Source organism: Sorangium sp. So ce406 (genome assembly GCF_051474675.1).
Lineage (GTDB): Bacteria > Myxococcota_A > Polyangia > Polyangiales > Polyangiaceae > Sorangium > Sorangium cellulosum_G.
The window spans coordinates 2848394-2874381 of the sequence record NZ_CP150340.1 but is presented as its reverse complement, the minus strand read 5'-3'; the positions used below and the strand labels follow the sequence as shown (position 1 = coordinate 2874381).

The 25988-nt window shown below is 72.0% G+C and carries 21 protein-coding genes; 14 read left to right on the top strand and 7 right to left on the bottom strand.

All coding sequences use genetic code 11. From position 1 onward, the window contains the following. Positions 1 to 17 precede the first annotated feature (17 nt). Together WME96_RS10795 and WME96_RS10790 are read left to right on the top strand one after the other, a co-directional pair. Entirely contained in the window at positions 18 to 914 is an 897-nt protein-coding gene (locus WME96_RS10795; RefSeq protein ID WP_437290064.1) for a tRNA1(Val) (adenine(37)-N6)-methyltransferase, read from the top strand. Between the two features lie 105 nt (positions 915 to 1019). Then, entirely contained in the window at positions 1020 to 1883 is an 864-nt protein-coding gene (locus WME96_RS10790; RefSeq protein ID WP_437290063.1) for a PhzF family phenazine biosynthesis protein, read from the top strand. A 21-nt stretch (positions 1884 to 1904) separates the two neighbouring features. On the opposite strand, the gene WME96_RS10785 is transcribed toward WME96_RS10790, so the two are convergent. Then, positions 1905 to 2600: a hypothetical protein gene (locus WME96_RS10785; protein WP_437290062.1), complete on the bottom strand. Its 696-nt coding sequence runs from the start codon at positions 2598 to 2600 to the stop codon at positions 1905 to 1907. Positions 2601 to 2780: 180 nt separating this feature from the next. Here WME96_RS10785 and WME96_RS10780 point away from each other — a divergent pair, with 180 nt between their 5' ends. From WME96_RS10780 to WME96_RS10765, 4 genes are all read left to right on the top strand, one after another. Beyond that, entirely contained in the window at positions 2781 to 3218 is a 438-nt protein-coding gene (locus WME96_RS10780) for a nucleotide triphosphate diphosphatase NUDT15 (RefSeq protein ID WP_437290061.1), read from the top strand. Positions 3219 to 3436: 218 nt separating this feature from the next. Then, positions 3437 to 4243 (top strand): metal-dependent hydrolase, encoded by an 807-nt coding sequence (locus tag WME96_RS10775; protein ID WP_437290060.1) that lies wholly within the window; start codon positions 3437 to 3439, stop codon positions 4241 to 4243. A gap of 399 nt (positions 4244 to 4642) precedes the next feature. Beyond that, positions 4643 to 6139, top strand: coding sequence for a protein kinase domain-containing protein (locus WME96_RS10770; protein WP_437290059.1), 1497 nt, complete (start codon positions 4643 to 4645; stop codon positions 6137 to 6139). 115 nt (positions 6140 to 6254) lie between these two features. After that, positions 6255 to 7505 carry an ATP-binding protein gene (locus WME96_RS10765; RefSeq protein WP_437290058.1) on the top strand — a complete coding sequence of 417 codons (1251 nt, stop codon included), beginning with the start codon at positions 6255 to 6257 and terminating at the stop codon, positions 7503 to 7505. Positions 7506 to 7563: 58 nt separating this feature from the next. Here the strand turns inward: WME96_RS10765 and WME96_RS10760 are convergent, their stop codons facing one another. Further along, positions 7564 to 9168 (bottom strand): glycoside hydrolase family 43 protein, encoded by a 1605-nt coding sequence (locus WME96_RS10760; RefSeq protein ID WP_437290057.1) that lies wholly within the window; start codon positions 9166 to 9168, stop codon positions 7564 to 7566. Between the two features lie 609 nt (positions 9169 to 9777). On the opposite strand from WME96_RS10760, the gene WME96_RS10755 reads away from it, so the two are divergent. Together WME96_RS10755 and WME96_RS10750 are read left to right on the top strand one after the other, a co-directional pair. Next, positions 9778 to 13095, top strand: coding sequence for a beta-propeller domain-containing protein (locus WME96_RS10755; RefSeq protein ID WP_437290056.1), 3318 nt, complete (start codon positions 9778 to 9780; stop codon positions 13093 to 13095). A gap of 548 nt (positions 13096 to 13643) precedes the next feature. Further along, positions 13644 to 14708 carry an SUMF1/EgtB/PvdO family nonheme iron enzyme gene (locus tag WME96_RS10750; protein WP_437290055.1) on the top strand — a complete coding sequence of 355 codons (1065 nt, stop codon included), beginning with the start codon at positions 13644 to 13646 and terminating at the stop codon, positions 14706 to 14708. 177 nt (positions 14709 to 14885) lie between these two features. Here the strand turns inward: WME96_RS10750 and WME96_RS10745 are convergent, their stop codons facing one another. Continuing rightward, on the bottom strand, positions 14886 to 15572 hold the full coding sequence (locus WME96_RS10745) for a TetR/AcrR family transcriptional regulator (protein ID WP_437292300.1): 687 nt from the start codon (positions 15570 to 15572) through the stop codon (positions 14886 to 14888). A gap of 71 nt (positions 15573 to 15643) precedes the next feature. Between WME96_RS10745 and WME96_RS10740 the strand changes: the two genes are divergently transcribed. Next, the gene (locus WME96_RS10740) at positions 15644 to 16426 is read left to right on the top strand and encodes a TVP38/TMEM64 family protein (protein ID WP_437290054.1); all 783 of its coding nucleotides are present in this window, start codon (positions 15644 to 15646) and stop codon (positions 16424 to 16426) included. Then, the gene (locus tag WME96_RS10735) at positions 16423 to 17463 is read left to right on the top strand and encodes an MBL fold metallo-hydrolase (RefSeq protein ID WP_437290053.1); all 1041 of its coding nucleotides are present in this window, start codon (positions 16423 to 16425) and stop codon (positions 17461 to 17463) included. Before WME96_RS10740 ends, WME96_RS10735 begins: the two co-directional genes overlap by 4 nt. Positions 17464 to 17512: 49 nt before the next feature. On the opposite strand, the gene WME96_RS10730 is transcribed toward WME96_RS10735, so the two are convergent. Then, entirely contained in the window at positions 17513 to 18361 is an 849-nt protein-coding gene (locus tag WME96_RS10730; RefSeq protein WP_437290052.1) for an SDR family NAD(P)-dependent oxidoreductase, read from the bottom strand. A gap of 335 nt (positions 18362 to 18696) precedes the next feature. Between WME96_RS10730 and WME96_RS10725 the strand changes: the two genes are divergently transcribed. The 3 genes from WME96_RS10725 (at position 18697) to WME96_RS10715 (ending at position 21381) form a co-directional block, all read left to right on the top strand. Then, the gene (locus tag WME96_RS10725; protein ID WP_437290051.1) at positions 18697 to 19305 is read left to right on the top strand and encodes an acyl-CoA-like ligand-binding transcription factor; all 609 of its coding nucleotides are present in this window, start codon (positions 18697 to 18699) and stop codon (positions 19303 to 19305) included. A 93-nt stretch (positions 19306 to 19398) separates the two neighbouring features. Beyond that, positions 19399 to 20700, top strand: coding sequence for a hypothetical protein (locus tag WME96_RS10720; RefSeq protein WP_437290050.1), 1302 nt, complete (start codon positions 19399 to 19401; stop codon positions 20698 to 20700). A gap of 201 nt (positions 20701 to 20901) precedes the next feature. Further along, a complete protein-coding gene (locus WME96_RS10715; protein WP_437290049.1) occupies positions 20902 to 21381 on the top strand; it encodes a DUF2383 domain-containing protein in 480 nt (159 codons plus the stop codon). 68 nt (positions 21382 to 21449) lie between these two features. On the opposite strand, the gene WME96_RS10710 is transcribed toward WME96_RS10715, so the two are convergent. From WME96_RS10710 to WME96_RS10700, 3 genes are all read right to left on the bottom strand, one after another. Continuing rightward, positions 21450 to 22820, bottom strand: a complete 1371-nt coding sequence (locus WME96_RS10710; RefSeq protein ID WP_437290048.1) for a hypothetical protein — start codon at positions 22818 to 22820, stop codon at positions 21450 to 21452. Between the two features lie 168 nt (positions 22821 to 22988). Next, positions 22989 to 23462: a DUF6691 family protein gene (locus tag WME96_RS10705; protein WP_437290047.1), complete on the bottom strand. Its 474-nt coding sequence runs from the start codon at positions 23460 to 23462 to the stop codon at positions 22989 to 22991. Next, positions 23459 to 23899: a YeeE/YedE family protein gene (locus WME96_RS10700; protein ID WP_437290046.1), complete on the bottom strand. Its 441-nt coding sequence runs from the start codon at positions 23897 to 23899 to the stop codon at positions 23459 to 23461. Before WME96_RS10700 ends, WME96_RS10705 begins: the two co-directional genes overlap by 4 nt. A gap of 226 nt (positions 23900 to 24125) precedes the next feature. Here WME96_RS10700 and WME96_RS10695 point away from each other — a divergent pair, with 226 nt between their 5' ends. Beyond that, a complete protein-coding gene (locus tag WME96_RS10695; protein WP_437290045.1) occupies positions 24126 to 25928 on the top strand; it encodes a protein kinase domain-containing protein in 1803 nt (600 codons plus the stop codon). Positions 25929 to 25988: the final 60 nt, after the last annotated feature.

Sequence of the window (25988 nt, the reverse complement as noted above, 5' to 3'; positions counted from 1 at the left end):
GTGGTACATGGGGTCCGATGATCGCTCCGCCTGACGTGCAGCTCGACGCCCAGCCATCCCCCGCGCCGCGCGGCGGGGTCGTCCGGCCCGCGCGCCGGCCGCCTGGGTGGATCGCCCCCGGGCCGCGGCCCGCGACGCCGCCGGATCGCCCGGAGGTCTGGCCCGGCCCCGGCGAGGACCTCTGCTACCTCTCGGGCGATTTCCGCATCCTCCAGCGGCTCGACGGCCACCGCTGGTCGGCCGACGACCTCGTGACCGCGTGGTTCGCGGCGGAGCGGGTCGCGCACGCGCCCCCGCGCCGCGCGGTCGACCTCGGGTGCGGCATCGGCACGGTGCTGCTGTTCACCGCGTGGCGCTTCCCGGACGCGCGCTGCGCGGGCGTGGAGGCGCAGGAGGTGAGCGCCGCGATGGCGCGGCGCTCGGTCGGGTGGAACGGCCTCGACGCGCGCTGCGAGGTGCGGTGGGGGGACCTGCGCGATACGGCGTCGGTCGAGGGCCTCGGCCCCGCGGGTCTCGTGACGGGCACGCCGCCGTACCTGCCTGTCGGCACAGGCATCGAGTCCTCTCATCTCCAGCGCGGGCCGTGCCGCTTCGAGCACCGCGGCGGCGTCGAGGACTACTGCCTCACGGCGGCCCGGCTGCTCGCGCCCGGCGCGCCGTTCGTGGCCTGCGCGTCGGCGCGGCAGCGGGGGCGGGTCGAGGCGGCCGCGGCGGCCGCGGGGCTCGCGCTCGTGGCGTGGCGCGATGTCGTCCCGAAGGAGGGCAAGGCGGCGCTGTTCTCTGTCTATGCGCTGCGCCGCGCCGGGGAGGCGGCGCCGCCCAGCGACGAGCCGCCGCTCGTGCTGCGCGGCACGAACGGGCGCTTCACGGAGGAGTTCAACGCGCTCTGCCGGACGATGGGAATGCCCGTGTGACGTCTGCCCCCGTGCATCACCGTTCTCGGAGATCTCCAGGCTGCCCGTCGGAGGCCCGCCGCTTCCGCGTGGACGGTGGGGCAGGACCGCGGTAGTCGTTCGTCGATGGGCCTCCGGATCACCCAGGTGGATGCGTTCACGGGCAAGCCGTACCGCGGCAACCCGGCGGCCGTGTGCGTCCTGCCCGAGGCGCGCCCCGCGGCGTGGATGCAGGCCGTGGCGCGCGAGATGAACCTCTCGGAGACGGCCTTCCTGGTCGGCCGCGGCGACGGCGGCTACGATCTCCGCTGGTTCAGCCCGGCGGTGGAGATCGCGCTCTGCGGGCACGCCACGCTCGCGAGCGCGCACGTGCTCTGGGAGACAGGCCAGCTCGCGCCGGACGCGCAGGCACGCTTCTCGACGCAGAGCGGCCTGCTCACCGCATCTCGCCGCGACGACGGGTGGATCGAGCTCGATTTCCCGGCGAAGCGCCAGGAGCGATCGGAGCCGCCGCCGGGCCTCGAGCAGGCGCTGCGCGTGGAGCCGCTCTACATCGGCAGGAACGCGCTCGACTACCTCATCCTCGTGGGCTCGGAGGACGAGGTCCGCGCCGCCAGGCCCGATTTCGGCCAGCTCGCGACCGTGCCCGCGCGGGGCGTCATCATCACGAGCCGGAGCTCGTCCCGGGACTTCGATTTCGTGTCGCGCTTCTTCGCGCCCGCCGCCGGCGTCAACGAGGATCCGGTCACCGGCTCTGCCCATTGCTGCCTGACGCCGTTCTGGGCGGCGCGCCTCGGCAAGACCGAGATGGTGGCCTATCAGGCCTCTGCGCGAGGCGGCGTGGTGCGCGTGCGCCTGCGCGGCGATCGCGTCGATCTCGGCGGACAGGCCGTCACCATCCTGGAAGGCGAGCTCCGCGCGGAGCCGAACATCCGGCGCGAGAGCTCGCCCCCCTCCGACAGCCCCCCTCCCCGCCTGGGATCTGCCTGATTCGCCCGTTGTCGCCGGCCGTCAGCTCGGCTGGGACTGGAGCGGCAGGGGCACGGTCTGCGCCTGGAACAGCGGCCGTCCTTCGCGCGACGCGAGCGCGCCTTTCCCCGGAGCGCCCGAGGCCGCGCGCGGTCGAGCCGGGCGAGCGGGCTTGTCCCTGGGCTCGGGCGCCGGCGCGGTCGTCGACCCGTGCGCCGGCGCGTCGGAGAGGCGCTCGACCGGGGCCTCCCACGCGTTCCGGGTGCCGCCGGCCTCGTTGGCCTGGAAGAACACGGCGCGGAGCGCGCGCCCCTCGACGTCCGTCTCGATCGCCATCATCCAGAACCAGGGGCCGTCCGGCTCGACCTCGTGCCCCATGAACGAGAACGCCATCTGCCGCGGCTCCGAGCGGCGACTGTGCTCGCTGCGGGCGGCCTCGAGGTGCCTCTGCGAGGGCTTGTCGGCCGGGCCGCGGTACACGCGCACCGCCACCCCCTCGATGTGCGGCATCAGGTACAGCCCGTCGCGGTAGACCGTGAGCCAGGGGTGTTTGCCGCTCTCCGAGAGCCGGCAGAGGGCGTGACCGAACCGCTCGTGCGCCTTGCAGCCGATTCCCCAGCTCGTATCCCCCTCTTCCCGGTTCGCCTCGCTGAACGCCTTGTTGCGGACGTCGAAGGCGGTCTGCGCCAGGAGCAGGAGCCGGCTCTGGTCGAGGACTGGATTCAGCTCCCACGGCAAGGTCGCATCCATAGGGACTGGCACGGTACGCGCGTTCACTGAAAAGTCAATCGGATCCGGCCCTTGCGCGCGGATCTGCCGCCGGCGCCGCGCCGCGCGGGCGGGCGGCAGATCCGCGCGGCGCCGCCGTGGTAGAGGGCGCTCTCGCGCGCGCTTGTTCCGCCGCGCGGGAGGTGCCCTGTGGGAGGAGCGATCGTCGGAGGGAGCGCCGCGGAGCGGCCGCAGGTGGGCGTGGGCGTCATGCTGGTGCGCGACGGCCGCGTGCTGCTCGCGCGCCGGCGCGGCAGCCACGGCGACGGCAGCTACTCCTGGTGCGGAGGCCACCTCGAGCTCGGCGAGTCGTTCGAGGACTGCGCGATCCGCGAGGTGCGCGAGGAGAGCGGCCTTGTCGTCAAGAAGCTCTCCTTCCTGTGCCTCAGCAACATCGTCGCCTACGGCAAGCACTACGTGGACATCCAGCTCCTCGCCGACGAGTTCGAGGGCGAGCCGGAGGAGCGCGAGCCTCACAAGATCGCCGGCTGGGGCTGGTACCCGCTCGACGCCCTGCCCACACCCCTGTTCCGCCCGGTGGAGCTCGCCGTCGCGAGCTACCGCACCGGCCGCCGCTACAACCCCTGATCCTGCCCGCGCCGCGCCCGCGGCCCCGCCTCTCCCCTCCCCGCGACGCTATTGAACCAGGTTCAACACTATTGACTCTGGTTCAATAACTGCTATGGATGCGGCCGGCACCCGTGCCCTGGGCCGCGCTCCGACGCGCCCGGGAGGGGCTCCTCCCGCGTGGCGGATCGCCACGAAGGACGCCTCGGGAGCAAGCACCTCGGGAGAAGGAGAGCACGATGGTCACCGAGCAGCCGTCCCTCAGACCGCGCAAGCCGCCGGTGCAGTTCGAGCAGGGCCTCACGCGCTACTGGCTCGGCGGGGCGGCGGTGCCGACCCACATCGCCAACGCGGTCAACCTCCTGTTCCCCGCGGGCGAGCGCTTCTTCATCCGGAGCGTCGCCCGCTACGCCGACCGGGTCGACGACCCGGCGCTGCGCGCCCAGATGAAGGCGTTCTTCGGCCAGGAGAGCCACCACGCGAAGGCGCACGAGCGGTTCTTCGATCTGCTCCGCGGGCAGGGCTACGCGATCGACGGGTTCCTCCGCGCCTACGAGAAGGTCGCCTACGACGGCATCGAGCGCATCTGCTCTCACGAGCTGCGGCTCTCGGTCACCGCGGCGCTCGAGCACTACACCGCGATCCTCGCGGAGGACGCGCTCCAGGCGGGGACGCTCGACCTGGCCCACCCGACCGCGCGGGCGCTCCTGCTCTGGCACGCGGCCGAGGAGATCGAGCACAAGACCGTGGCCTTCGACGTGCTCAAGGTGGTCAACCCGAGCTACGGCCTCCGCATGCTCGGCTTCGCGGTCGCCACGATCACGCTCGCGATGTTCTGGCTCGCCGCCCTGCTCGTGCTGCTCTTCCAGGAGATCCCCCGCCGCGACGAGCCGGGGGAGCGCCTCCCCTTCCACAGGCCGCGGGCCATCGTGAAGGACGTGTTCCTCCGCGGAATCCGCGAGTATGTGCGCCGCGACTTCCACCCTTCCCAGAACGACAACATCCATCTCGCGAGGGCGTACCTCGCCGGGATCGGCGCGCCGTGAGCGATGGCGCTGTGACCGATGGAACGCCATGAGCGGCCACGAGCGCGAGCGCGCGCTCATCGGCGCTCCGCCAGGACGCGCGCCAGGTGCTCCGCGCGGCGCGCGTCGGCGAGCGGCGGCTGCCGAGGCTGCCACGGCTGGAGCCGCTCCCGTCGCAAGGGGCCGCGCAGCGCTCGCGAGCGCTGCGCAGCTCACAGAACCAGGCGCGCTGAGCCGCGCGTCCTCCCGACACAATCTCGACATCGCGCTTGACTCCGCGCGGTCGCGTGCTCAGCAGTGCCCGTTCACCGTGACGCTCCTGCGACACGCCCTCCGACAGCCGCGTGCACGATCCTTCGCATCGGCGATGCGTGTCGCTCGTCATTGATAGGCATGAGCAGGGCACGTATCATGCGCTCCATGGCAGACGCGGCGGGCGGCCCGCCTGGCTTCAATTCCGGAAGCGAGAACGGCGGTGATCCACCGGCGCCGCTCGTGCCCGACGTCGCGGATACGCTGCAAGGCGTGGACACGGTGGTGCGCGACCGGTCCCCCGTGCGCGTCGAGCCGCCGGTCGACCGCTACGCCGAGGGCTCGACGCTGAGCGACGAGGACCTGGCCTTGGCCGCCACGCGGTCGAGCATGCACGAGGGTGGAGGCCATGTTCAGGTGCCTCCCGACGGCACAATCCTTGGCGGGGTCTATCGCATTCTCGGACGCCTCGGAGAAGGCGCGATGGGCGTCATCCTGCTGGCGCGCGACGACCAGCTCCAGCGAGACGTGGCCATCAAGCTGCTCCGCCCCGAGCAGCTCGACAACGCGCAGATGCAGGCCCGGCTCCTCGCGGAGGCGCGGGCGATGGCGCGCGTGCACCACCCGAACGTGGTCGAGATCTACGCGTTCGGGGAGTACGAGAACGCGCCGTACTTCGTCATGCAGTACGTGCCCGGCGTCACGCTCGACACCTACGTCCACAGCAAGGGCGGCCGGCTCGGCCTCGACGAGGCGCTGAGCATCCTCGACCAGGCCTGCCTCGGCGTCTCGGCGATCCACGCCTCGGGCATCGCGCACCGCGACGTCAAGCCGAGCAACATCCTGGTCGGCCACGCCCTGCGCGTCGTGGTGGCCGATCTCGGCCTCGCGAAGCGGATCCCGCGCGGCGATCGGATCGAGCTCGCCTTCTCCGGCACCCCGGCGTACCTGGCGCCCGAGGTCGCGCTGGGCCGGCAGCTCGACCCGGCGCTCCTGCCGCGGATCGACGTCTACGCGCTCGGGGTGGTCGCCTACTACCTGCTCGCCGGCCGCCTGCCGTTCCAGAGCACGAGCACGGTCGACCTGGTCATGCAGCACGCCTATCAGCCGCCGATCCCGCCGAGCGAGCTCTGCCTCGACCTCCCGTCGTCGTTCGACGCGCCGGTGCTCGCGGCGCTGGCCAAGGAGCCGGACCAGCGCACGGCGAGCGCCGAGGCGCTGCGCGAGGCGCTGCTCGACGCGCGCAGCGCCATGCCGACGTACGCGCGCTCGACGCGCGTCATGGTCGCGGACGACAGCCCGTCCTTCCGGGCCTTCCTCGTCAGCGTCCTCGCGCAGGCGCTGCCGGGCGCGATCATCGAGACCGCGCCCGACGGCAGCGCGGCGCTGGCCGCGATCGAGGCGAACCCCCCGTCGCTCGGCGTGTTCGACCTCGACATGCCCGGCCTGGACGGCATCGCCCTCACCGCGGCGGTGAGGAAGCTGCCAAAGGGCGGAGACTTTCCGATCATCGTGGCGACAGGGACCGGGGGTGCGGCCGACTGGCAGTGCCTGTCGCGCCTCGGCGCCTCGGCGTTTCTCGTCAAGCCGTTCGACGCGGGGCAGCTCATCACCCTGGCGCGCGCGTTCGTGGGCGTCGCGGACGAGCAGAAGCGCCGGCAATGATTACTAGAGCGAGGACCATGACCACGGCCACGGCCCCGCGGCGGGCGGCGTGGCGCGGGGCGGCACGGCGCGAGGGCGACCGGGCTCCGCGGGGTCGGCGACGTCGAGGCTCCCGATGAGTGACAGCGAGATCAAGGTCCTTCTGGTGGATGACGACGAGGTCGATCATCTCGTCACGCGCCGGCTCCTCCGCGAGATATCCCGGACCCGCTATGACGTGACGTGGCTGAGCACCTCGGACGAGGCGATCGAGGCGCTGCTCGCCGGCGGCTACGACGTCTGCCTCCTCGACTTCCGGCTCGACGCCCGCACCGGGCTCGACGTCGTGCACGAGGCGAACCACCTCGGCTGCGCGATCCCGATCATCATGCTGACCGGCGTCGGCGACGAGGCGATCGACATGGCCGCGATGAGCGCGGGCGCGGCGGATTACCTGGTGAAGGGGCGGTTCGACGCGCAGATCCTCGAGCGCACGATCCGCTACGCCATCGAGCACAAGCGGAGCCAGCTCAAGCTCAAGCAGTACGCCGACACGCTCGAGGAGAGCAACCGGCAGCTCCTCCAGATGCACGAGGAGCTCGCGGCGAAGAACGCGGAGCTGGTGCGGCTGAACGAGGAGAAGAACCGCTTCGTCGGCATGGCGGCCCACGATCTCAGGAATCCGCTCGGCGTCATCCTGGGCTACAGCGACTTCATGCTGATGACGCAGCGGCGCGGGGAGCCGTCCTCGCTGCTCCGGGAGGGCGGCGTCGAGATCATCGAGATGATCCGGAGCTCGAGCAAGTTCATGCTCTCGCTCATCAACGATCTGCTCGACGTGTCGATGATCGAGCTCGGCAAGCTGAACCTCGACCGGAAGAGCACGGATATCGTCCAGCTCGTCGAGTCGAACGTGGCGCTCAACATGGTGCTCGCGGGGCAGAAGAGCATGAAGCTCGTCGTCGAGAGCGACGAGAGCGTCCCGCGGGTCGACGTGGACGTCCACAAGCTGGAGCAGGTGCTCAACAACCTCATCAGCAACGCGATCCACTACTCCCCTCCGGGCACGACCATCCGCGTCCGGGTCCAGAGCGCCAGCGCCCCGGACGGCGCGAACGGGGACGGCAGCGAGGTGATCGTGTCGGTCCAGGACGAGGGGCCCGGGATCGCGCCGGAGGACATCGGCAAGCTCTTCCGGCCGTTCGGTCGGGCCAGGACGGTCAGCACCGGCGGCGAGCGCTCGACCGGCCTCGGGCTCGCCATCGCGCAGCGCATCGTCGAGGGCCACGGCGGGCGCATCTGGGTGGAGAGCGTGCTCTCGAAGGGCGCCACGTTCTCCGTGGCGCTCCCGGCGCCGCCGTCGCCGGACGCCGAAGCGGCCTCCTGACGAGGGCGCCAGGCGAGACCGCGACGAGGGCGACGGCGGGTCGAGCAGAGGGCCGCGCTCAGCGGCCCTGCGGGAGCTCCTCGTAGTCGAGGTAATCGAAGTCGGCGGGCAGGCTCTGGCCCGTGAGGTCGTGCGCGCACAGCGCCGCGAAGGCGCCGGTGAAGCCGATGCCGAGCGAGGCGCGCTCGTCCGACAGGAGCGACGCGTCCAGCACCGGCCCGAGCGCGTCGAAGCGCGCGCCGTCCCGCGAGCACGAGAACTGGAGATCCTTGCCGGAGAGCTCGAAGCGGAGGTGGAGGCGCGGGCCCGAGAAGGCGAGCGGCCGCGCGAGCCATGTCAGCTTCCCGAGCTCGCTGCCCAGGAGCGCGACCGAGCGCCCGACGCGCTCATCGTGGCTCAGCAGCGCGTAGAAGAAGTTCTCGTCGTCATACATGCACATGAGCCCGGCCATCTGCTGGAACGAGGTCGGCTCGAACTCGAGGCAGGTCTCGACGCGACAGCGGATGGACTGGATGCGGCGCCCGACGACGCTCTGCCGGTGCAGCGACTGCGGCGACTCGCGGCCGCGGACGCGCAGGTGGCCGGGGCGCTCGCGCAGCGACACCCAGCTCTCGTCGGGCACGTCGCGCAGCGTCTGGTAGTGGACGCCGAGCGCCCCCCTGTCGAAGTCGTCCCGCACCGGCGGCGCCTCGATCGGGTCGGCCGGCAGCCTGGGCGCCGGCACGCGGACGGCGGGCGAGCGCGGGCTGCTCGCCCCATCGAGCGCGAGCCATCCGTCGTCGGTCCAGCGCAGCCGCTGGAGGGCCGTCTCGCGGCCGAGGATGCAGCGGCGCTCGCCCGGGAGCGGCCTCCCGCACAGGTGGGCGAGGTACCACTCCCCGGTCGACGTCTCGACGAGGCAGCCGTGACCAGCCTTCTGCAGCTCGAGGCTCGGGTCGTGGCGAGACGTCAGCAGCGGGGTGTTCGGGTCGACCTCATAGGGCCCCTCGATGTGGCGGGAGCGCGCCAGGGTCACGGCGTGCTCGTAGCTGGTGCCGCCCTGGGCGAGGAGGAGGTAGTAGTGGTCCCCGCGCCGGTAGAGGTGCGGCCCCTCGGTGAGGCCGAGCCCGCTGCCGCGGAAGATCCAGCGGCGCTCGCCGACGAGCCGGCGCTGCTGCAGGTCGAACTCCTGCATCACGATGCCGGGGAACTGGTCGTTGCCGGGACGGTGGTCCCACACCATGTTGACGAGCCACATCCGCCCGTCGTCGTCGTGGAACAGCGAGGGATCGAAGCCGCCGCGGTTCAGCGCGATGGACTCGGACCACGGCCCCTCGATGCGGCTGGCGGTGACGACGTAGTTGTGCGCGTCCACGAAGCCGCGGCCCCAGCATTTGACGTCGGTATAGACCAGATAGAACACGCCGCGCGCGTGCGTGAGGCAAGGCGCCCAGACCCCCCCTGAGCGCGGATTGCCGAGCAGATCGAGCTGGGAGCGGCGGTCCAGGGCATGGCCGATGGGCCTCCAGTGGCGGAGATCGCGGCTGTGGTGGAGCCGCACGCCCGGAAACCACTCGAAGGTGGAGGTGGCGAGATAGTAGTCCTCCCCCACCCGGAGGATCGAGGGGTCCGGATGAAAGCCCCGGAGCACGGGGTTTTCGATGAAGGTCGGTTCGTTGGTCATCGCTGTCGCCGCTGCCTCCAGAAGTGAAGTTGAACGTCGCGCGCGCTGCCCGGGTGGCGCCGGATGCTGCCTGGAAGGCCACGCCGGGCGGCGCGTGTGTCGTGCGTCGGGGCATCTTGCAGCGGACTGGCTGGCCCGCGCAACGAAACAGGTCCGTCCGGCGCAGGTGATGCCCCCGAGTCGTCTTCGCTTCGCGGCAGGCGGCCCCCGACGCCGCCCGCGCTGTAGGCAGACGGGTCCCCGTGTGAGCCCCCGGCGCTCCGCTCCGACCAGACGCGACGGCTGTATGTCGCGCGAAGAACCGCGTCTTCTCTCGTTCCTTCAGCGCGTTCCGCATTGAGCGGGCCATCCAGAAGGTGGATAATCCGCTCGATGCAACTTCACGGTCCATGGTAGCGCGATACCGCGAGGACCGACCCGATCGCGGGCTGCGCCGTGCCGGACGCGCCCTCGACCGCTCACCGGAGACTCGGGGCGCCGTCGTCCTTGGACCGGGACGTTCTGACCGCGGCTGAACCGTGTAGGACACATCGATGTGCGCAGGCTCCGTACCTCGCGCGAGGTACTAGGGAGGAGTAGGCAGTGGCGAAGAGAACGCTAGTGAGAGGCGTGCTGTCAGCGCAGGCCAGCGTGATGGCCGCGCTCCTGTTGCTGTTCGGACAGGGATGCGGGAGCGACGAGAACAAACCCGAGCCCCAGGAGGAGGAGCAGAACCCGCCAGATCCGGGACCAGACGACAACGAGAACCCGCCCGACCCCGACCCCGACCCCGACCCCGACCCCGACCCCGATCCCGACCCCGACCCCGACCCCGACCCCGAGACGCCCGAGGGGCCAACCGAGTTCGTCTCGGCCGACGATCCCTTCACCGAGGGCTACCTCGGCGAGGAGGAGGAAGAAGAAGAGGAAGAGGAGGAGGAAGAAGAGGAGGAGGAAGAGGCCCGCGAGCTCGAGGAGGGCGACATCTACCGCGTCCTCGGCAACGGGCAGCTCCTCAACCTCAACCCCTACCGCGGGCTCCAGGTCATCGACATCCAGGACCCGTCGAGCCCGCAGTTCCTCGGCCAGATGCAGATCGCCGGCACCCCGGTCGAGATGTACGTCGTCGGCGATCGCGCGGTCGTGCTCCTGAACGACTGGGCCGGCTACCAGCTCAAGGCCGACGGCCTCACCGTGGAGCGGCGGACGGGCGCAAACGTCCTGTTCATCGACATCACCGATCGCACCGCGCCCAAGCTCCTGTCGCAATACCCCGTCACGGGGGCCATCTCGACCAGCCGCCTCGCCCGCGGCGCGACCGCGACCTCGCTCTACGTCGCCTCGAACGGATCGGAGCTCGTCGAGATCTCCCCCGGCCATTTCCAGTGGGTCAACAAGACCCTGGTCAGGAGCTTCGATGTCGGCGTCGACGCGCTGATCGAGCGCAACGAGATCGAGCTCGGGGACACGGTGACCGCCATCCACGCCGAGGCGGACGTGCTCCTCGTGGCGCGCAACAACTTCGGCTGGTCCGGGGAGCCCAGCGAGATCTCGGTCATCGACATCTCGAACCGCGACGGGTCCATGGTGGAGCGCGGCAGCGTCAACGCGGCGGGCTACGTTCGCTCGCAGTTCCACATGGACTTCCGCGACAACATGCTGCGCGTCTTCTCCGGTCCGAGGTGGTCCGACGGAACGCCCAGCTACCTCGAGACGTGGGACGCGACCGACCCCGACAACATCGTTCCGATCGACAGCGAGGACTTCGGCGCCGAGCAGTCGCTCTACGGGGCCGTCTTCCTGGACGACAGGGCGTTCGCGGTCACTTACCGGCAGCAGGACCCGTTCCACGCCTTCTCCATCGATCCTGACGGGAACGTCACCGAGCAGAGCGAGTTCATCGTGTCCGGGTGGAACAACTTCTTCCGCCCCGTCCTCGGCGCGACCCGCCTCATCGGGATCGGCGTGGACGACGCGCACGGCCGCCAGCTCGCGGCCAGCCTCTACGACATCACCGACCTCACCAACGCGACGCCCCTGATCGCGCGCGCGAACGTCGACAGCGGCGCCGAGGGCTGGAGCTGGTCCGAGGCCGACTGGGACCACCGCGCGTTCACCGTGCTCGACAACGCGGTGGACGCGGTGGCGCCGACCGGAGAGGCAGAGACGGGCCTCGTGCTGCTCCCGTTCTCCGCGAGCAGGAACGTCGACAACTACTGGCGACCGTTCTCCGGCGTGCAGATCTTCACCTTCTCGGGCACCACGTTGACCCGCCGCGGCGTGATGGAGCATGGCACCCCCGTGCGCCGCACCTTCCGCGCGGGAGACGAGGCGACGGCGAACGTGTCCGACGAGGAGCTCACCCTCTACGATCAGGACGCGCTCGACACCCCGGACAAGCTCGGGCGGCTCGAGCTCGCGCCCGACTACGTGCGCGTCCTCGCCTTCGGCGATCACCGCGTGCGCATCAAGGTGCCTTACGATCTCTACTGGAACCCGCCCGAGAGCCGGAAGCTCAAGGCGGAGGTCGTCCCGGCCACGGGGCTCACCCAGCTCGTGGCGCCGGTGGCCAGCTTCGAGCTGCCGCTCAACGCCCAGATCCACCAGGTAGGGGACCTGCTCGTGTCCCTCACCACCACCTTCGAGAACTGGGTCGGCAAGGTGACGCACGTCGAGGTCATCGACCTGTCCGATCCGACGGCGCCGCGGCGCGCGGGCACGCTCGACACGAGCGATCTCCCCGCGATGTCCGCCTACTACAGCGGGTCCCGGTCGTTCCAGACCGTGCACCCCGCGCGCGACGCCCTCGCCTTCCTGCGCGTCATTGGCCACAGCGAGGACCTCGGGGTCGGCTGGGGCTGCCGGACGAGCGCGATCGGCCAGCCGGGCTGCTTCGGGCAGGAGGGCTGCACGTACGTCGCCGGAGAGCGGATGTGCCGCAAGATCGGCAGCGACGAGTACTGCAACGGCGGGTTCGCCGAGTGCACCGACCACCCCGGCGCCGACACGACCTGCACGCCGATCGAGATCGGTCGGGACGACATCCCGAACGTGACCTCGACGTACTGCTACGAGTACGTACCGCGCCGGAGCTGGGCGCAGATCGAGATCAACGTGGTCGATCTCTCCGACCCGGACAACCCGACGCTCGCGCCGACCGTCGCGCTGCCGGACGACAGCGAGACGGTCAACGTGCTCAACGACAACGGCGAGCTCTACTTCAACATCAAGCGCTCGATCGGGGCGCCGGACGACCCGCGCCCGCACACGCAGTACTTCCTCACGCACCTCAACCTGACCGATCCGTCGCAGCCCGCGATCGATCCGGGGATCAACGTGCCCGGCGAGATCCTCGCGATCCAGGGCACGTCGATCTACTCGAACGACCGGGTGTGGGGCGACCAGTTCATCGAGACGGCGATCGCGCGGCTCCAGCTGCACGAGGGGCTCGCGTACCTGAAGGAGTACCAGCGCTTCCCGAACCGCCGGGTCAACACGATCTCCATCGACGGGCGCGGGCTGCCCGTCCTGACCCACGGCCTGATCTGGCAGCCGGCGTACGGGTGGTACTACGGGTGGGATCCCAACCAGAAGCTGACGACGCTCGGGCCCTGGGCCGCGGGCGAGGCGCCGCCTCCGCCGCCGGAGACGGAGAACGAGGACCCCGCGGTCCCCGAGTTCGAGCTGCTCTCGACCGTCCGCATGGCGTCGTGGGCGTCGCTGCGCAACACCGCCGACATGCGCGCGTTCTTCGAGGTGCCTGGCGGCGCGCTGGCGATCTCCCTCGAGCAGCCCGAGGCGCCGAAGGCGCAGGCGTTCTTCCCCCTCTGGGGCTGGCCCGAGCGGTTCGTGGTCAGCGGGGAGGAGGTCATCTTCGCGGCCGGCCGCTACGGCATTCACCAGATCGACCGCGAGACCGTCAACCTCGTCCCGTACCTGGGCGAGTAACCGGATAGCGGGGCAAGCCGGCCAGGGCTGAGCGCCAGGCCGGATTGCCGGAACCCTGCCGCGACGTGGCCGACCGGCCACGCCGGCGCGGCAGGGCGATCACCTCCCGGTCGAGAACCCGACCCACAGCGTCTCAGTCCAGCCGTCGCTCGGTCCTCCGCGCCGCGCAGCGCGTCGAGCTCCGGCTCCCTCGCGCAGCGCATTGCTGCGCGCTGCGCGACGAGCTCCGGCCAGCCAACCGCGCAGAAAAGACGCAGGGCTCGCGAGCATTGCGCGCGCGGGGCGGTGCACCGAGGCGGCCACGCGCTGGCCGGCCATCCTGGCCAGTCGGCGGCCACACCGGCGGGCCCACGCCGCAGAAAGCAGCCTTATGTCCCGATATCACCGGGCACGGCAGTAGGCCGAGATCTTGCAATCTTTCCAGCCAGCTCCCGACGCTCGCGGGACGATCAAGGCGAGCTCGGTTCAGTTCTTGGCCCACGCATGTGTGCCGATGTAGGCAAACGTGGGAAGAGGTTAACGTGCGAACCCTGGGCTTCACAGTACTAATGACACTGTTTGGCGTCGCGGCCTCGAGCTGCGGCAGCCAGTCGGACACGGAAGAAGGCGACACCCGGACCGCCGAGATCCGCGAGGTTTCGGGCGAGATGGCCGGCCCCCGGCAGGTCGCGCCTCCGCAGACGGAGACGCAGACGGAGCCGCAGACGGAGACCGGCGGGCCCCTGGCCGATCCCACGCTGGACGATCCCACGGCAACCGAGGCGCCGGTCACCGTGCCCGGAGCGATCGACGCGCCTGTCGACTTGCCCGGCGCGACCGATGGGCTGGCCACCGCGCCCGGAGCGACCGAGGCGCCGGCCGACTTGCCCGGTGCGACCGAGGGCTGCCCCGGCGGCATGGTGCGGGTGGAGGGTGAGTATTGCCCCGCCGTGGTGCAAGAATGCCTCGAGTACCACCCCGAATGGACGAAGCGCCACGGCGAGCCGGGCGTGGCCGCGCGGTGCCTGCGCTTCCGTGAGCCGTCGCGGTGCGTCGCCAAGAAGACCGAGAGTCTCTCGTTCTGTATGGACCGGTACGAGTACCCGAACGTTCCGGGCGAGCTGCCGCGCACGCTGACCTCGTGGGAGCAGGCCGCCGACCTCTGTGAGGCGCAGGGCAAGCGGCTGTGCACCGAGGCCGAGTTCAACTTCGCCTGCGAGGGCCCCGAGATGTTGCCGTACGTGTACGGCTACGAGCGGAACGCCGAGACGTGCAATCAGGACCGTGACTACCGCTTTCCGGACCACTCGCAGCGGCTGCTCCACTACGAGGCGTGCCAGCAGAACGAGCGGTGCGCCGCCGAGCTCTCGCGCCTGGACGGCCGCGAGCCGGCCGGCTCACGCGCGGCGTGCGCCTCGTGGGCAGGCGTCTTCGATCTGAACGGCAACGCCAACGAATGGGTGGTGCGCACCGATCAGAAGGCCCCCTACCGCAGCGGGCTCAAGGGCGGCTGGTGGGGTCCGATCCGCAGCCAGTGCCGTCCGATGACGACCTTCCACAAGGAAGACGACTACGGCTACGAGGCCGGCTTCCGCTGCTGCGCGGACGCCGCCGAGGCGCAGGCCGCGGAGTGAGCGCGGCGGATCAGCGTCCGTCCTGCCAGAACATCGTTTGACCGGCCGTGGGTGAGGGCTGCGCTCCTCGCCGGCAGGCGCCGTGGGCCATCGGGGCCGTGATGGCGACCTCGGTCCTCATCCTGACCGCAGATGAGGACAGCAGTACGCAACCTCCGCAGAGCTCGCCGCCTCTCGTCATCGCGTGACGCCGCGCGCCTTACGAGGCCGCCCGCCCTCGGGGCGGAGGCCCGTCGACCTCTTCTTCGTCCGCTGCTCTCGCTCTTCCCGCAACGGCAGGCACATCACCCGCACGGCGACGGACATGGCCTCGACGAAGTCCTCGCGCGTCGCGGCGCTGTGCTTCAGGCCGCGCGCCGAGGCGTACAGGGTCTCCGCGAGCTGGCGCCCGGTGACGCCCGCGGGCGTGTAGGCGGCCACGAGCCCGGAGGCGCGCAGGGCGTCTGCCACGGCCTCGACGAACTGCCCCTCACGCTCGGCGGCCAGGGGGCCGACCAGATCCTTCGTGACGGCCGCGAGGTCCGCCGCGTCGGCCCCGAACGCGCCCACGAACCGGCCGGTCCACGTGTCGAACGCGGCCACGAGCCGCTCCTCCAGGGGGCGCTCCGCGTCGACGAGCGCGGTCGTCACCGCGGCCAGCGAGGAGTCGAGGAAGTACGCCACCGACGCGCGAAAGAGCTCCTCCTTCGTGGCGAAGTGGAGGTAGAGGCCCTGTCGCGAGACGTTCGCGGCGCGCGCGACCTCGTCCATCGACGTCTTCCGGAAGCCGAAGCGCAGGAACACCGTCAGCGCCGCGTCCATCAGCTTGCGGCGGCGCTCGTCGGCGGGCCTGTCGGCGGAGCTCGTTTCGCTCACGATGACCATATTTGACATGACCGGTCCATCTTGTCAACTCAGCACTTGACAAACTGGTCACCGGTCGTAAAGCTCGTGCTGTGCGACCGCCGGATCCTCCACCCGAACTCGCGCTCCCGCCAGGCGGCGCGGCCGCTTCCCCCGGCGAGCCGGCCGGGACCTCGCCGCCTGCGCCCCTGCCCGGTCATGCGGCGGCCGGCGGCGCCCTCCGGGGCGCGAAGATCGGCGCTGTCGCCGCGGTGATCGCGCTCCTCGCCGCCGCCCAGCGCGCGGGCCTGCTCGAGATCTTCGGCGAGCCCGCGCGGATCAAGCAGGCGCTCGTGGAGCTCGGGCCGTGGGGGTATGTCGCGTTCGTGGCGGCGTACGCCGCGCTCCAGCCGTTCGGCGTGCCGGGTACGGTGTTCATCCTGGCAGCGCCGCTCATCTGGCCCTGGCCGGTGGCGTTCGCGCTCTCGATGGCTGGCACCATGGCGGCGAGCGTCGTGGGCTTCTCCTTCGCTCGCTTCGTCGCCCGCGACTGGGTATCGAAGCGGGTGCCGGCGCGCTTCCGCGCCTACGACGAGGCGCTCAGGCGGCGGGCGTTCTTCACGGTGTTCATGCTCCGCCTCGTGCTCTGGATGCCGCCCATGCTCCACGTGTTCTTCGGCGTCTCCGGGGTGCGCTTCTCCACCCATTTCTGGGGCTCGCTGGCCGGCTATACCCTTCCCTTGCTGGCCACTGCGTACTTCGGTGAGCGGGTCTTCAACGCCCTGCGCGACGCCCCCCCGTCGGCGTGGGTCGGCATGGGCGCCGCTCTGGTCATTGTCACGTTCGGACTCTGGCTCGCCAGGCGCCGCGCCCGGCAGGAGGTCGTCCCCTCATGAACGATTCTCAGCGTCGCAAGGGGCTCCGGATCGAGCGGGCGCGCGCGTCCGCTCAGTTCAGGGGCGGCAGGTTCGAGAACCCGTCCGGCGCCAGCCCGGCGATGAAGGGCGGCGCGCTGCCCGTGATCGGCGAGTACTTCTTCCGTCGCGGCCGGCGGTCGCCGCCCGGTCCGCTGCCGCTCGCGCGGCCTCACGAGACCTGGGCGCGGCGGAGCACGACCGGCCTGCGGGTCACGTGGCTCGGCCACAGCACCGTGCTGCTCGAGATCGACGGCCGCCGCGTCCTCACCGATCCGGTGTTCGGCGAGCGCGCCTCCCCCGTCTCGTTCGCAGGGCCGGCGCGCTTCCACCCCGTCCCGGCGGCGCTCGGGGAGCTGCCGCCGCTCGATGCCGTCCTGCTGTCGCACGACCATTTCGATCACCTCTGCGCGCCCACCATCGAGGCGCTGGCCCGCACGCGCGTGCCCGTGGTCACGGGGCTCGGCGTGGGGGCGCACCTCGAGGCGCTCGGCGTCGACCCCGCGCGGATCACCGAGCTCGACTGGCACGAGCGCGCGGAGGTGGGCGGCCTTCGCTTCACCGCGACGCCGGCGCAGCACTTCTCGGGTCGCGGGCCGACGAGCGGCAACAAGACGCTCTGGGCCTCCTGGGTCATCGAGGCAGAGCGGCGCAAGGTCTTCTTCTCCGGCGACACCGGGCTGACCCCCGAGTTCGCGGACATCGGCCGGAGACACGGCCCCTTCGACCTGGTGATGCTCGAGGTGGGCGCGTACCACCCCGCGTGGGGGACGATCCACCTCGGCCCCGAGAACGCGCTGATCGCGTTCCAGATGCTCGGCGGCGGCACGCTGCTGCCGGTCCACTGGGGCACGTTCAACCTCGCCCTCCACGACTGGGACGAGCCGGCCGAGACGTTGCTCTCCGTGGCGGCCGAGCGCGGCGCGCGCGTCGTGACGCCGCAGATCGGGGCGGCCGTCGAGCCCGAGCACATCGACGCGCCGACCCCCTGGTGGCGCGCCGTCGCCGGCGCGCGCTGAAGGCCAAAGGCGGTCCTGGGCTCACTGTTGCTCACAGGAACGCGAGAGATCAGCGGGCGGCGAACTCCCGCTCGTGGATGGATCGCACCTTCTCCAGCACCCTCGGCCCGTGCTCTCGGAACGGGAGATCCACCGCGCGGTCCTTCCTCAGGTAGACGCCCGAGAGCTCCCGGCTCGCGCCGAACGCGCCCTCGTACAGCCGCGAAGCGCCCTGGCTCGGGGGTGGGAAGAAAAACCTCATCAGCGGCTTCACGTAAAACGGCAGCCCCGACCGCTTCCCCTTCCTCAGCGTGTTGTTGGCCCCTGGATCGACGCTCCGGATCTTGATCCCGTCCCCCTCGAGCAGCGGCGCCACCTCACGCGTCCAGAGGGAGAGCGCGAGCTTGGAGGTCGCGTACGGGCCGAAGAGCTGCTTGAACGACGCCGGGCGCTCCAGGGCGTCGGGGTCGAAGCGCCTCGTCGCATCGAACGCGCTGGTGGAGGTGTTCACGACCGTCTTCAGGGTCCCCCTCCGCAGCAGATCTCTGAGCTCCATCGCGATGATGTAGGGCACCACCGTCTGGACCTCGAAGTGCAGCTCGCGTCCTTGCATGGAGAAGGTCAGCTCCGGGACGCTGCCGCCGGCGTTGTTGAACAGGACATCGATCTTCTCTTCGGTCGCCTTGATCGCGCCGAGCGCGCGCCTGAGGCCCTCGAAATCGGACAGATCCGCCCTGTGGACACGGAGCCTCCGGCGCTCGAGGCGCTCCCGGATCAGCGGATCGTCCTCGGCGAACGCCGATCGGTTCAGCGCGATGACCTGAAAGCCCTCCGACAGCAAACGGCGCGTGAGCTCGAGGCCGATACCGTGGTTTGCGCCCGTGATGAGCGCGACCTTGTCGTGTTCCCTGGTGTTCATCATGGCTCCTGTGAGGCCGGATCCCCGCGCGTGTTCGGCGGACAACGGCCGTGGGCGCGCGGGACGCACGAGCCGACCGGCGCGCGCGGTGATGTCGGTATCCGCGGCAAAGCGGCCTCCGGCGATGCGCCCGCGCGCGAGGGCCCATGCTCGCGACGGCCGCGCCGAGGCCCCGGCCGCCGCCCGAGGCGACGGCCCTGGATGGACTCCGACCCTGTGAAGCCGCGCTCCCTCGCCCGAGATCGGCAGGAAGCAGCGACAGGGGGAAGAATGTGCCACTGAGTAGCATTTGTCAAGGAGGGGCACCCGGATCCTGCGCGTGGTAGCCTGGCCGCATGGCAGAGGGCCAGGCCCCCGGGCTCCGAGAGCGGAAGAAGGAGCGGACGCGCGCGCAGATCATCGAGACCGCGATCGACCTCTTCCTGAAGAATGGCTACGAGCAGACGACGCTCGACGAGGTGCTCGGAGCGGTCGAGATCTCGCGGAGGACGTTCTTCCGCTACTTCGAGTCGAAGGAAGACCTCCTCATCGCCTGGATGGATCAGCTCATCGAGGTGGCGCGCGCGTCGGTCGGCGCGCGCCCTCCGGGCGAGCCGCCGCTCGTCGCGCTGCGCAACGCGATCCGGGATACGCTCGGCCAGCTCCACGAGGGGAACCTGCCGCGGTTCGTCGCGGTCCAGCAGTTCGTCTCGAGGACGCCGGCGGTCCGCGCGAGGCAGAGCGAGCGGCTCGGCCACTGCGCGGAAGCCATCTGCGAGCCGCTCGCCGCGCGGATGAACCTGGATCCGCAGCGCGACCTCGCGCCGCGGGTGCTGGCAAACTGCGCGATCGCGGTCATGCAATGTGCGATCGACGCCTGGATCGCCCGCGGCGCGACGGAGGATCTGCTCGATCTCGTGGAGGAGAGCTTCCAGGCGCTCGCGCGCGAGCACGAGCGCCCGTGATGGTGGGGATGAGCCGAGGGCACCTCGGGCTCGAGCCGAGCGGGCGAGGGATCCGGTTTCGCGGAGCCCCGGACAACGCTATGGAGCAGGCCCATGGTCGAGCAAAACACAGCGGAGAACGAGGAGGGGCAGCCGGAGCGCGCGGAGCCCGGCGCCGAGCGCGCGCCGCACCAGAGGGCGACGGACGCCGCTGGTGAGGCGGCGGAGGGCGGCGCGGAGGCCTCGTCCAGCGACGCCACGGCGGCGTCCGGGGGCGCAGCGGCCGCGGCGACGCCGGCCGGCACGGCGGCTTCCGACGCGGCGCCTGCCGCCGCAGCGCCCGCTGGCACGGCGGCTGCTGACGCGGCGCCCGCCGCCGCAGCGCCCGCTGGCACGCGGCCGCGCAGGGTCATCGACATGAGGCGGCCGCGCACGCCGCCGCCCGCGCAGGAGGCCCCGGCGCGACGCCCGGCGAGCTCCGGGGAGCGCGGACCGGGCGACCGTGGGGCGCGCGAACGCGATCCCGCCGAGCGCGGAGCGAGCGAGCGCCGGACGCGCGACAGCGGCGCTGCCGAGCGCGGAGCGCGCGAGGGACGAGCTGCCGAGCGCGAGGCGCGCGACGGTGGAGCCGCCGAGCGGCGCCCGGCGGAACGGACCAGGGCGCCGCGGGAGGGGGCGGCGCAGCACGGCCGGGCAGGCGCCGAGGGCGCCGACGGCGCCTCCCAGGCCCGCGCGCCCGGACCGCGAGCCGCGCCGGGATCCGCCTCCCGGGAGCGCCGCGCGCCCGCCGCAGGGGCCCCCGCCCGGAGCGATGCACGAGGCACCGATGCGGCGCCCGCCGAGGCGAAGGCCGCCCCTGCCGCCGGAGCGCCCAGCGCCGCCCGCAAGGCGTCCCGACAGCCGCGCGCCGAGGCGCAAGGCGCGGCGCCGGCTCCGCCGCCTCCGCCGGAACCGGAGACGACGGCGGCCCCCGAGCCGCGCCGGCAGACAGCGTGGGTGCCTCCGCCGAGCGCCGCGTTCCCGAAAAAGAAGAAGCCGGCGCTCACCGCCAAGGAAGCGATGAAGGCCAAGGTCCAGGCGCGGTCCGGCAAGAAGGCAGCGAAGCCCGCGCCGGACGGGGCGGCGGAGCGCACCGCGAATCGAGCCGCAGACACGGCCCGCGACGCCGCGAACAACAGGCCTCGCGACGCCGCGAACAACAGGCCTCGCGACGCCGCGAACAACAAGCCTTCCGCCGCCGCGAGCAACAAGCCTTCCGCCGCCGCGAGCAAGCCCCGCGACGCTGCCGCGGCGGCGCCCGCCGACGCCGCGCCCAGGTCCGCGCGCCGCGGTCAGGAGCAGGCGACGGCGAGCGCTCCGGCCAAGAAACCCGGGCTGCTCCGCCGGCTGCTCAACCTGTTCCGGCGATCCGGATAGCCGCGCCGCCGTCAGCCCCCTCCAGATCACAGGCCTGTCGCGCCCTCGGCGCCTTCCGCCCGGCACACAACAGCTCGACTCCCGTGCACGCCGCTCACGACATCTGGTTGTGCTCGCTCCGCGGCGCCCGCGCAGATTCAGGAACTGCCCGGTAGGCCTCGTCTACGGCGTGCCTCATCCTGCCTCGCGGGAGGCGCCCGCATGAACAAGACTGCCGTCAACAAGCTGAACGACCTCATCCAGCTCGACGCCGACGCGGTGCTCGCGTACCAGCAGGCGCTCGACGCCTGCGAGGTCTCGGAGATCCGCCGGAAGCTCAAGGGCTTCCAGGACGATCACCAGCAGCACATCAACGATCTCGCCAAGATCGTCCGCGCGAGCGGCGAGGAGCCGAAGATCAAGCGCGATCTGAAGGGGTTCTTGATCGAGGGGTTCACCGCGATCGCGAGCCGAGGCGACCGGAGCGCGCTCCTCTCGATGCTCGGCAACGAGGAGCTGTCGAATCACATGTACGAAGCCGCGCTCAAGATGGAGCTCCCGGGCGAGGCGCGCGCCGTCGTCGAGCGCAATCGCGGAGACGAGGCGCGACACCTCGCGTGGATCAAGGAAGCCATCGCCGCGCGGCTCTGGGAGACGAAGGAGGGCGCGGCCGCCGTCGAGCAGGACGAGCGCCGCAAGTAGGGCGCGCCCGGGCGGCCGTCGCGCTGGCCAGGCACGGGGCTCCGAGCGCCCCGGCGGCCGCGGCGCGCTCAGAGCCGGCGCACCCGGATCGCGTGCGGATCGGCCCGCTCCACGCCGGAACCATCCTTGTTGGTGATCGGCGTGATGGCCTTGAGCTTGCCGCTGCGCCCGTTCGCGGTCACGTGGATGACGCCGACGCCGGGCGTGCTGCCCACCGAGGCGTGCGGGTCGCCGCTCAGCGGCGTCGGACCGCGCAAGGTCACGAAGATGCGGTTGCCCGAGGGCGACATGTCCATCAGGTCGGGCGCGGGATCGCTCGAGTACGGGCCCTTCAGATCGACCGTACCCGTATGCGCGTTCGTCGCGACGTCGAACACCTCGGCCACGCCCTGGATCCGGTCCAGCACCCAGACGGAGCGCGCGTGCTTCGTCAGCAGCGTGCCGTGGGCGTCGCGGTCCGGCGAGGGGTCGGTGAACACCACCTCGGGCGGCGGGGTGTTGGCCGCGTTGGTCGCCGCGTAGCCGGTGAGCGGGAACCGGTACAGGTCGAACTGATCCAGGTTCGCCGCCGTCCCCCCGCCGGAGTCGATGAACATCGAGCCTCCGGCCTCGACGCCGCCGCAGCCGTTGCCGTGCACCGTGGTCGCGTCGTACTCGCCCACGATCTGTATGGGCGTCGCCGTGGGGTCGACGACGAACAGGCCGCCTCCGCGCAGCGTGATGAAGCCGTACGTGCCGGTGGCGTCGATGATCGGGCAGATGGGCGCGTTGTCGGGCCGGATGTGCGGGAACTGGCAGGGATCCCCGCTGGGCGCGATGCACCTCGTCAGGTCGAGCGCCGCGTCCTGATCCCACGCGAAGGTGCCCGCGGCGTAGTCCGTCGCGATCCGCTCGAGCAGCTTGCCGTTCTGGTTGGCCACGAGGATGTACGAGTCGTCCGGCGCCGGCACCGCGGCGTGGGCCTGCCGCGCCCCGTCCGCGCCCGGCGAGGAGCGGAGGCACGCGACCGGCGCGCGGGTCTCGGCGTCGAAGATCGCGACGTGGCCGCTGGCCACGAAGGACAGCACCGCGTGGGTGTGCGCGGCGTTGAAGAACAGCATGTGCGGCCGCACCGGATTGGCGCCGGTCTGCGCGAAGCACAGCGCCGCGGTCGCGCCCCCGAGGTCGATGACCTCCGCGGCGGCCGGATTGACCCCGGAGGCGCCCACGAGGCCCTGACCATTGTAAATGTACACCGTGCCGCCGTACGCCAGTCCGTTCGTGTTGGACTGGTCGATGGCCCAGACCTCGAATGGCTGTTCCTCGGCGGCCGCCCCGAGCTCGCTCTCCGTGGCGGCCTCGCTGGCAGCGAGCCCGGTCGAGCCGACCGGCTCGACACAGGCAGATAGCAGACAAAGACCGACCGTCGCCCCCAGAAAGGGGCCGAGTGACATCCTCATGGCGCGCTCTCCCAGCATTGGTGAAGGCCGAGGCCTCTCGTCGACCAGACCGCATACGATCGCGGTCAGCATCGGGCACCGGGCGTCGAGCATTGCATGGCGCACAGTTGCGCCGCAAGGGCGACCTGTCGCTCCTCTCGCGCTGATTCATCGCGCTGTCGCGCTGGCTCATCGCGCTGATTCATCGCGCTGGGCCCTCGCCCTGGTGAAGTGCTCGATCGCCATGCCGGCCGCCATGGCCGCGACGAAGGCGACGACGGCGCGCGAGCCGGTCGCGAGCGAGACGAGCGCCGGCCCGGGGCAATACCCCGCGAGCCCCCAGCCGACGCCGAACAGCGCGGCCCCGGCGAAGAGGCGCGCGTCGAGGTCGGTGCGGGTCGGGACGTCCATGCGGTCGGCCAGCAGGGGAAAGCGCGGCGCGCGGGCGGCCCCGGCGCGCTCTCGACCCTCCTGCCAGCGAAGGACGCGGTAGGCGAGGAAGTGCACCGAGATCGCGCCCACCATCACGAACGCGAGGCTCGGGTCCCAGTCGCCGGCCACGTCGAGGAAGCCGATGACCCTGGACGGCTGGGTCATGCCGGAGACGCCGAGCCCCACGGCGAACAGCGCGCCGGCGAACAGCGCGAGCGCGACTTGCCTCATCGCGCCGCTCCGAGCACATGCAGGCTGACGTGGACGGTGATGGCCGCGGTCGCCATGAACGTCATCGTGGCGCAGAGCGACCGGACCGACAGGCGGCTCAGGCCGCAGACTCCATGGCCGCTCGTGCACCCGTTGCCGAGCCGCGCGCCGTAGCCGACGAGCAGCCCCGCGACGACCACGAGGCCGAGCGAGCGAGCGCCATCGACGGAGGGGAAGGCGCCGCGGTGCGCGGCCGCGAGCGCGAGGCCGCCGAGGAGGAGGCCAGCCAGGAACGCCGCGCGCCAGGCGGCGTCTCCAGGCCTCCGGGACGGGAACAGGAGCCCTCCGAGCACGCCGCTGACGCCGGCGACTCTCCCGTTGAAGAGGAGGAGCAGGGACGCGCTGAGTCCGATGAGGGCGCCGCCGACGAGCGGGCCAGTCGCGGTGAATTCATGCATGATGAGACCTCTCCGAGGGCGGCGCGCCAGCATAGCAACGCGCAGCGGCGCGCGGCGCCCGCCGCGCATCTCCCGTGAGCGCGCGGCGCAAAAGCTCGCCTGGCGCGCCGGCCGACAGCGCGGGTGGGGGTGAGAGCGGACATGTCGCACACGGCGCCGGCGCAGGTGGGATCGGGGGCGAGATTGTGCCGGAGGGCCGGGAGGGCTGGTGTATACTCATCGGTCGATGGCCCAAGCAGGCTGGGAAGCGGCGGAACCGGCTTCGTGGCGCAGGATTCCGCGCATCGGGGACATCATCGGCGGCAAGTACCGCGTCGAGCGGGTCATCGGGCGCGGCGGCATGGGCCTCGTCGTCGCGGCGCACCACGTCTCGCTGCGCCACCGGGTCGCGCTGAAGTTCCTGCTCCCCGAGGGGCGCACCACCCCCGGCGCCGTCGAGCGCTTCTTCCGCGAGGCGCAGGCCGCGGCCGCCATCGCCAGCGAGCACATCGCGCGCGTCATCGATGTGGGGCACACCGACGACGAGCTGCCGTACTTCGTGATGGAGTACCTGAACGGCATCGACCTCGAGGCGCTCCTGGAGACGCGCGGCCCCCTGCCCCCGGAGCAGGCGGTGAGTTACGTGATCGAGGCCTGCGAGGCCCTCGCCGAGGCGCACGCGCTCGGGATCGTCCACCGCGACCTCAAGCCCGGCAACCTCTTCCTCGCGAGCCGCAAGGACGGCTCGGCCCTGATCAAGGTGCTCGATTTCGGCATCTCGAAGGCGTCGGACGCGGGCGTCCTCGGCGCGAACGCCAAGCTGACCGCGTCGTCGGTGGTGCTCGGCTCGCCCCGCTACATGTCGCCGGAGCACATCCGCAGCACCCGGACGGTGGACGCCCGCAGCGACATCTGGGCGCTCGGCATGACGCTCTACCAGCTCCTGACCGGGCGGCTGCCGTTCGAGACCGAGTCCGTGTCGGCGCTCTTCGTGAGCATCGTGACCGACCCTCCCGTGCCGCCGCGCGCGCACCGGCCCGACATCCCGGTCGAGCTCGAGTGCGTCATCCTGATGTGCCTGGAGAAGAACCCGGACCGCCGGCCCCAGACGGTCGCGGAGCTCGTCGCGCTGCTCGAGCCGCTGGGGTCGGAGTCCGCGCGCCGGAAGGCGGCCCGCATCCTGCGCAGGGCCATGGGGGGCGAGACCGCGGACGCGCTGCCGGCGCCGGACCGCCCGAGGGCCGTCGACGAGGACGCCCAGACCTTGACCGGACCGCGCGACGCGGCGCCGGCCTCCCGATGCGTCGCGATCGAGCGGCCGAGCAGGCCCACGTCGTCGTCGCCGCCCACGCAGGCGTCCGCGGCCGACGTCGCGCCGGCGACGGCGCGGTCGCCGTCGCTGCCGCCCGCGCGGGCGGCCGTCCCTGCGCCGGCGGTGACGATCGCGCTGGTGACCGCGGCCGCTCCTGCGCCGGCAGCGACGAGCGCGCCAGGGGCGACGCGCGCGCTGGCGCCCGCGGCCGACCCGCTCTCCACGACGGCGACGCGCCCGGACGCGCCGCGAGCCTCGGTCGCCGCGCCGTCCGAGCCCTGCGAGCGCGGCCGCGGCGCAGATGCGCGCGGGCGGCATGGACCGCGGCGCGCGGTCGCGGCAGCGCTCCTCGTGATCCTCGGGGGCGCGGCGGCGCTCGCGTGGCTGGGACGCGCGTCGGCGCCGGTCGCGGGCGCGCCGCCCGCCGGCGAGGTGGCCTCGCCGGTCGCGCCGGCGCCGGACCGGCCTGCGGCGCCCGCGGGCGCCGACCCCGGGCCCTCGTTCCTCCCGCCGTCCGCGGCCGTCATGCCCCCCGCGGCCGTCGCGGCGAGCGGGTTCGGCGCGGCCGGCGCGGCGCTCGCGCCCGCGGGGTCGTCGAAACCGGCCCGCCCGCGCCCGGCGCTGCCTGCGGTCAGCGGCGAGCCCGCGGCCGCCAGCGAGCCCGCGGCCGCCGGCGAGCCCGCGGCCAGCGGTGAGCCGGCGCCGGCGAGGTCGGCGCGCCTGCGCGAGCGCCGCTAGCGGCATGCGTCGAGAGCCCTCGCGCACGCGCCCCGGCCGGCCCCCGCGCGCCCGCCGGTG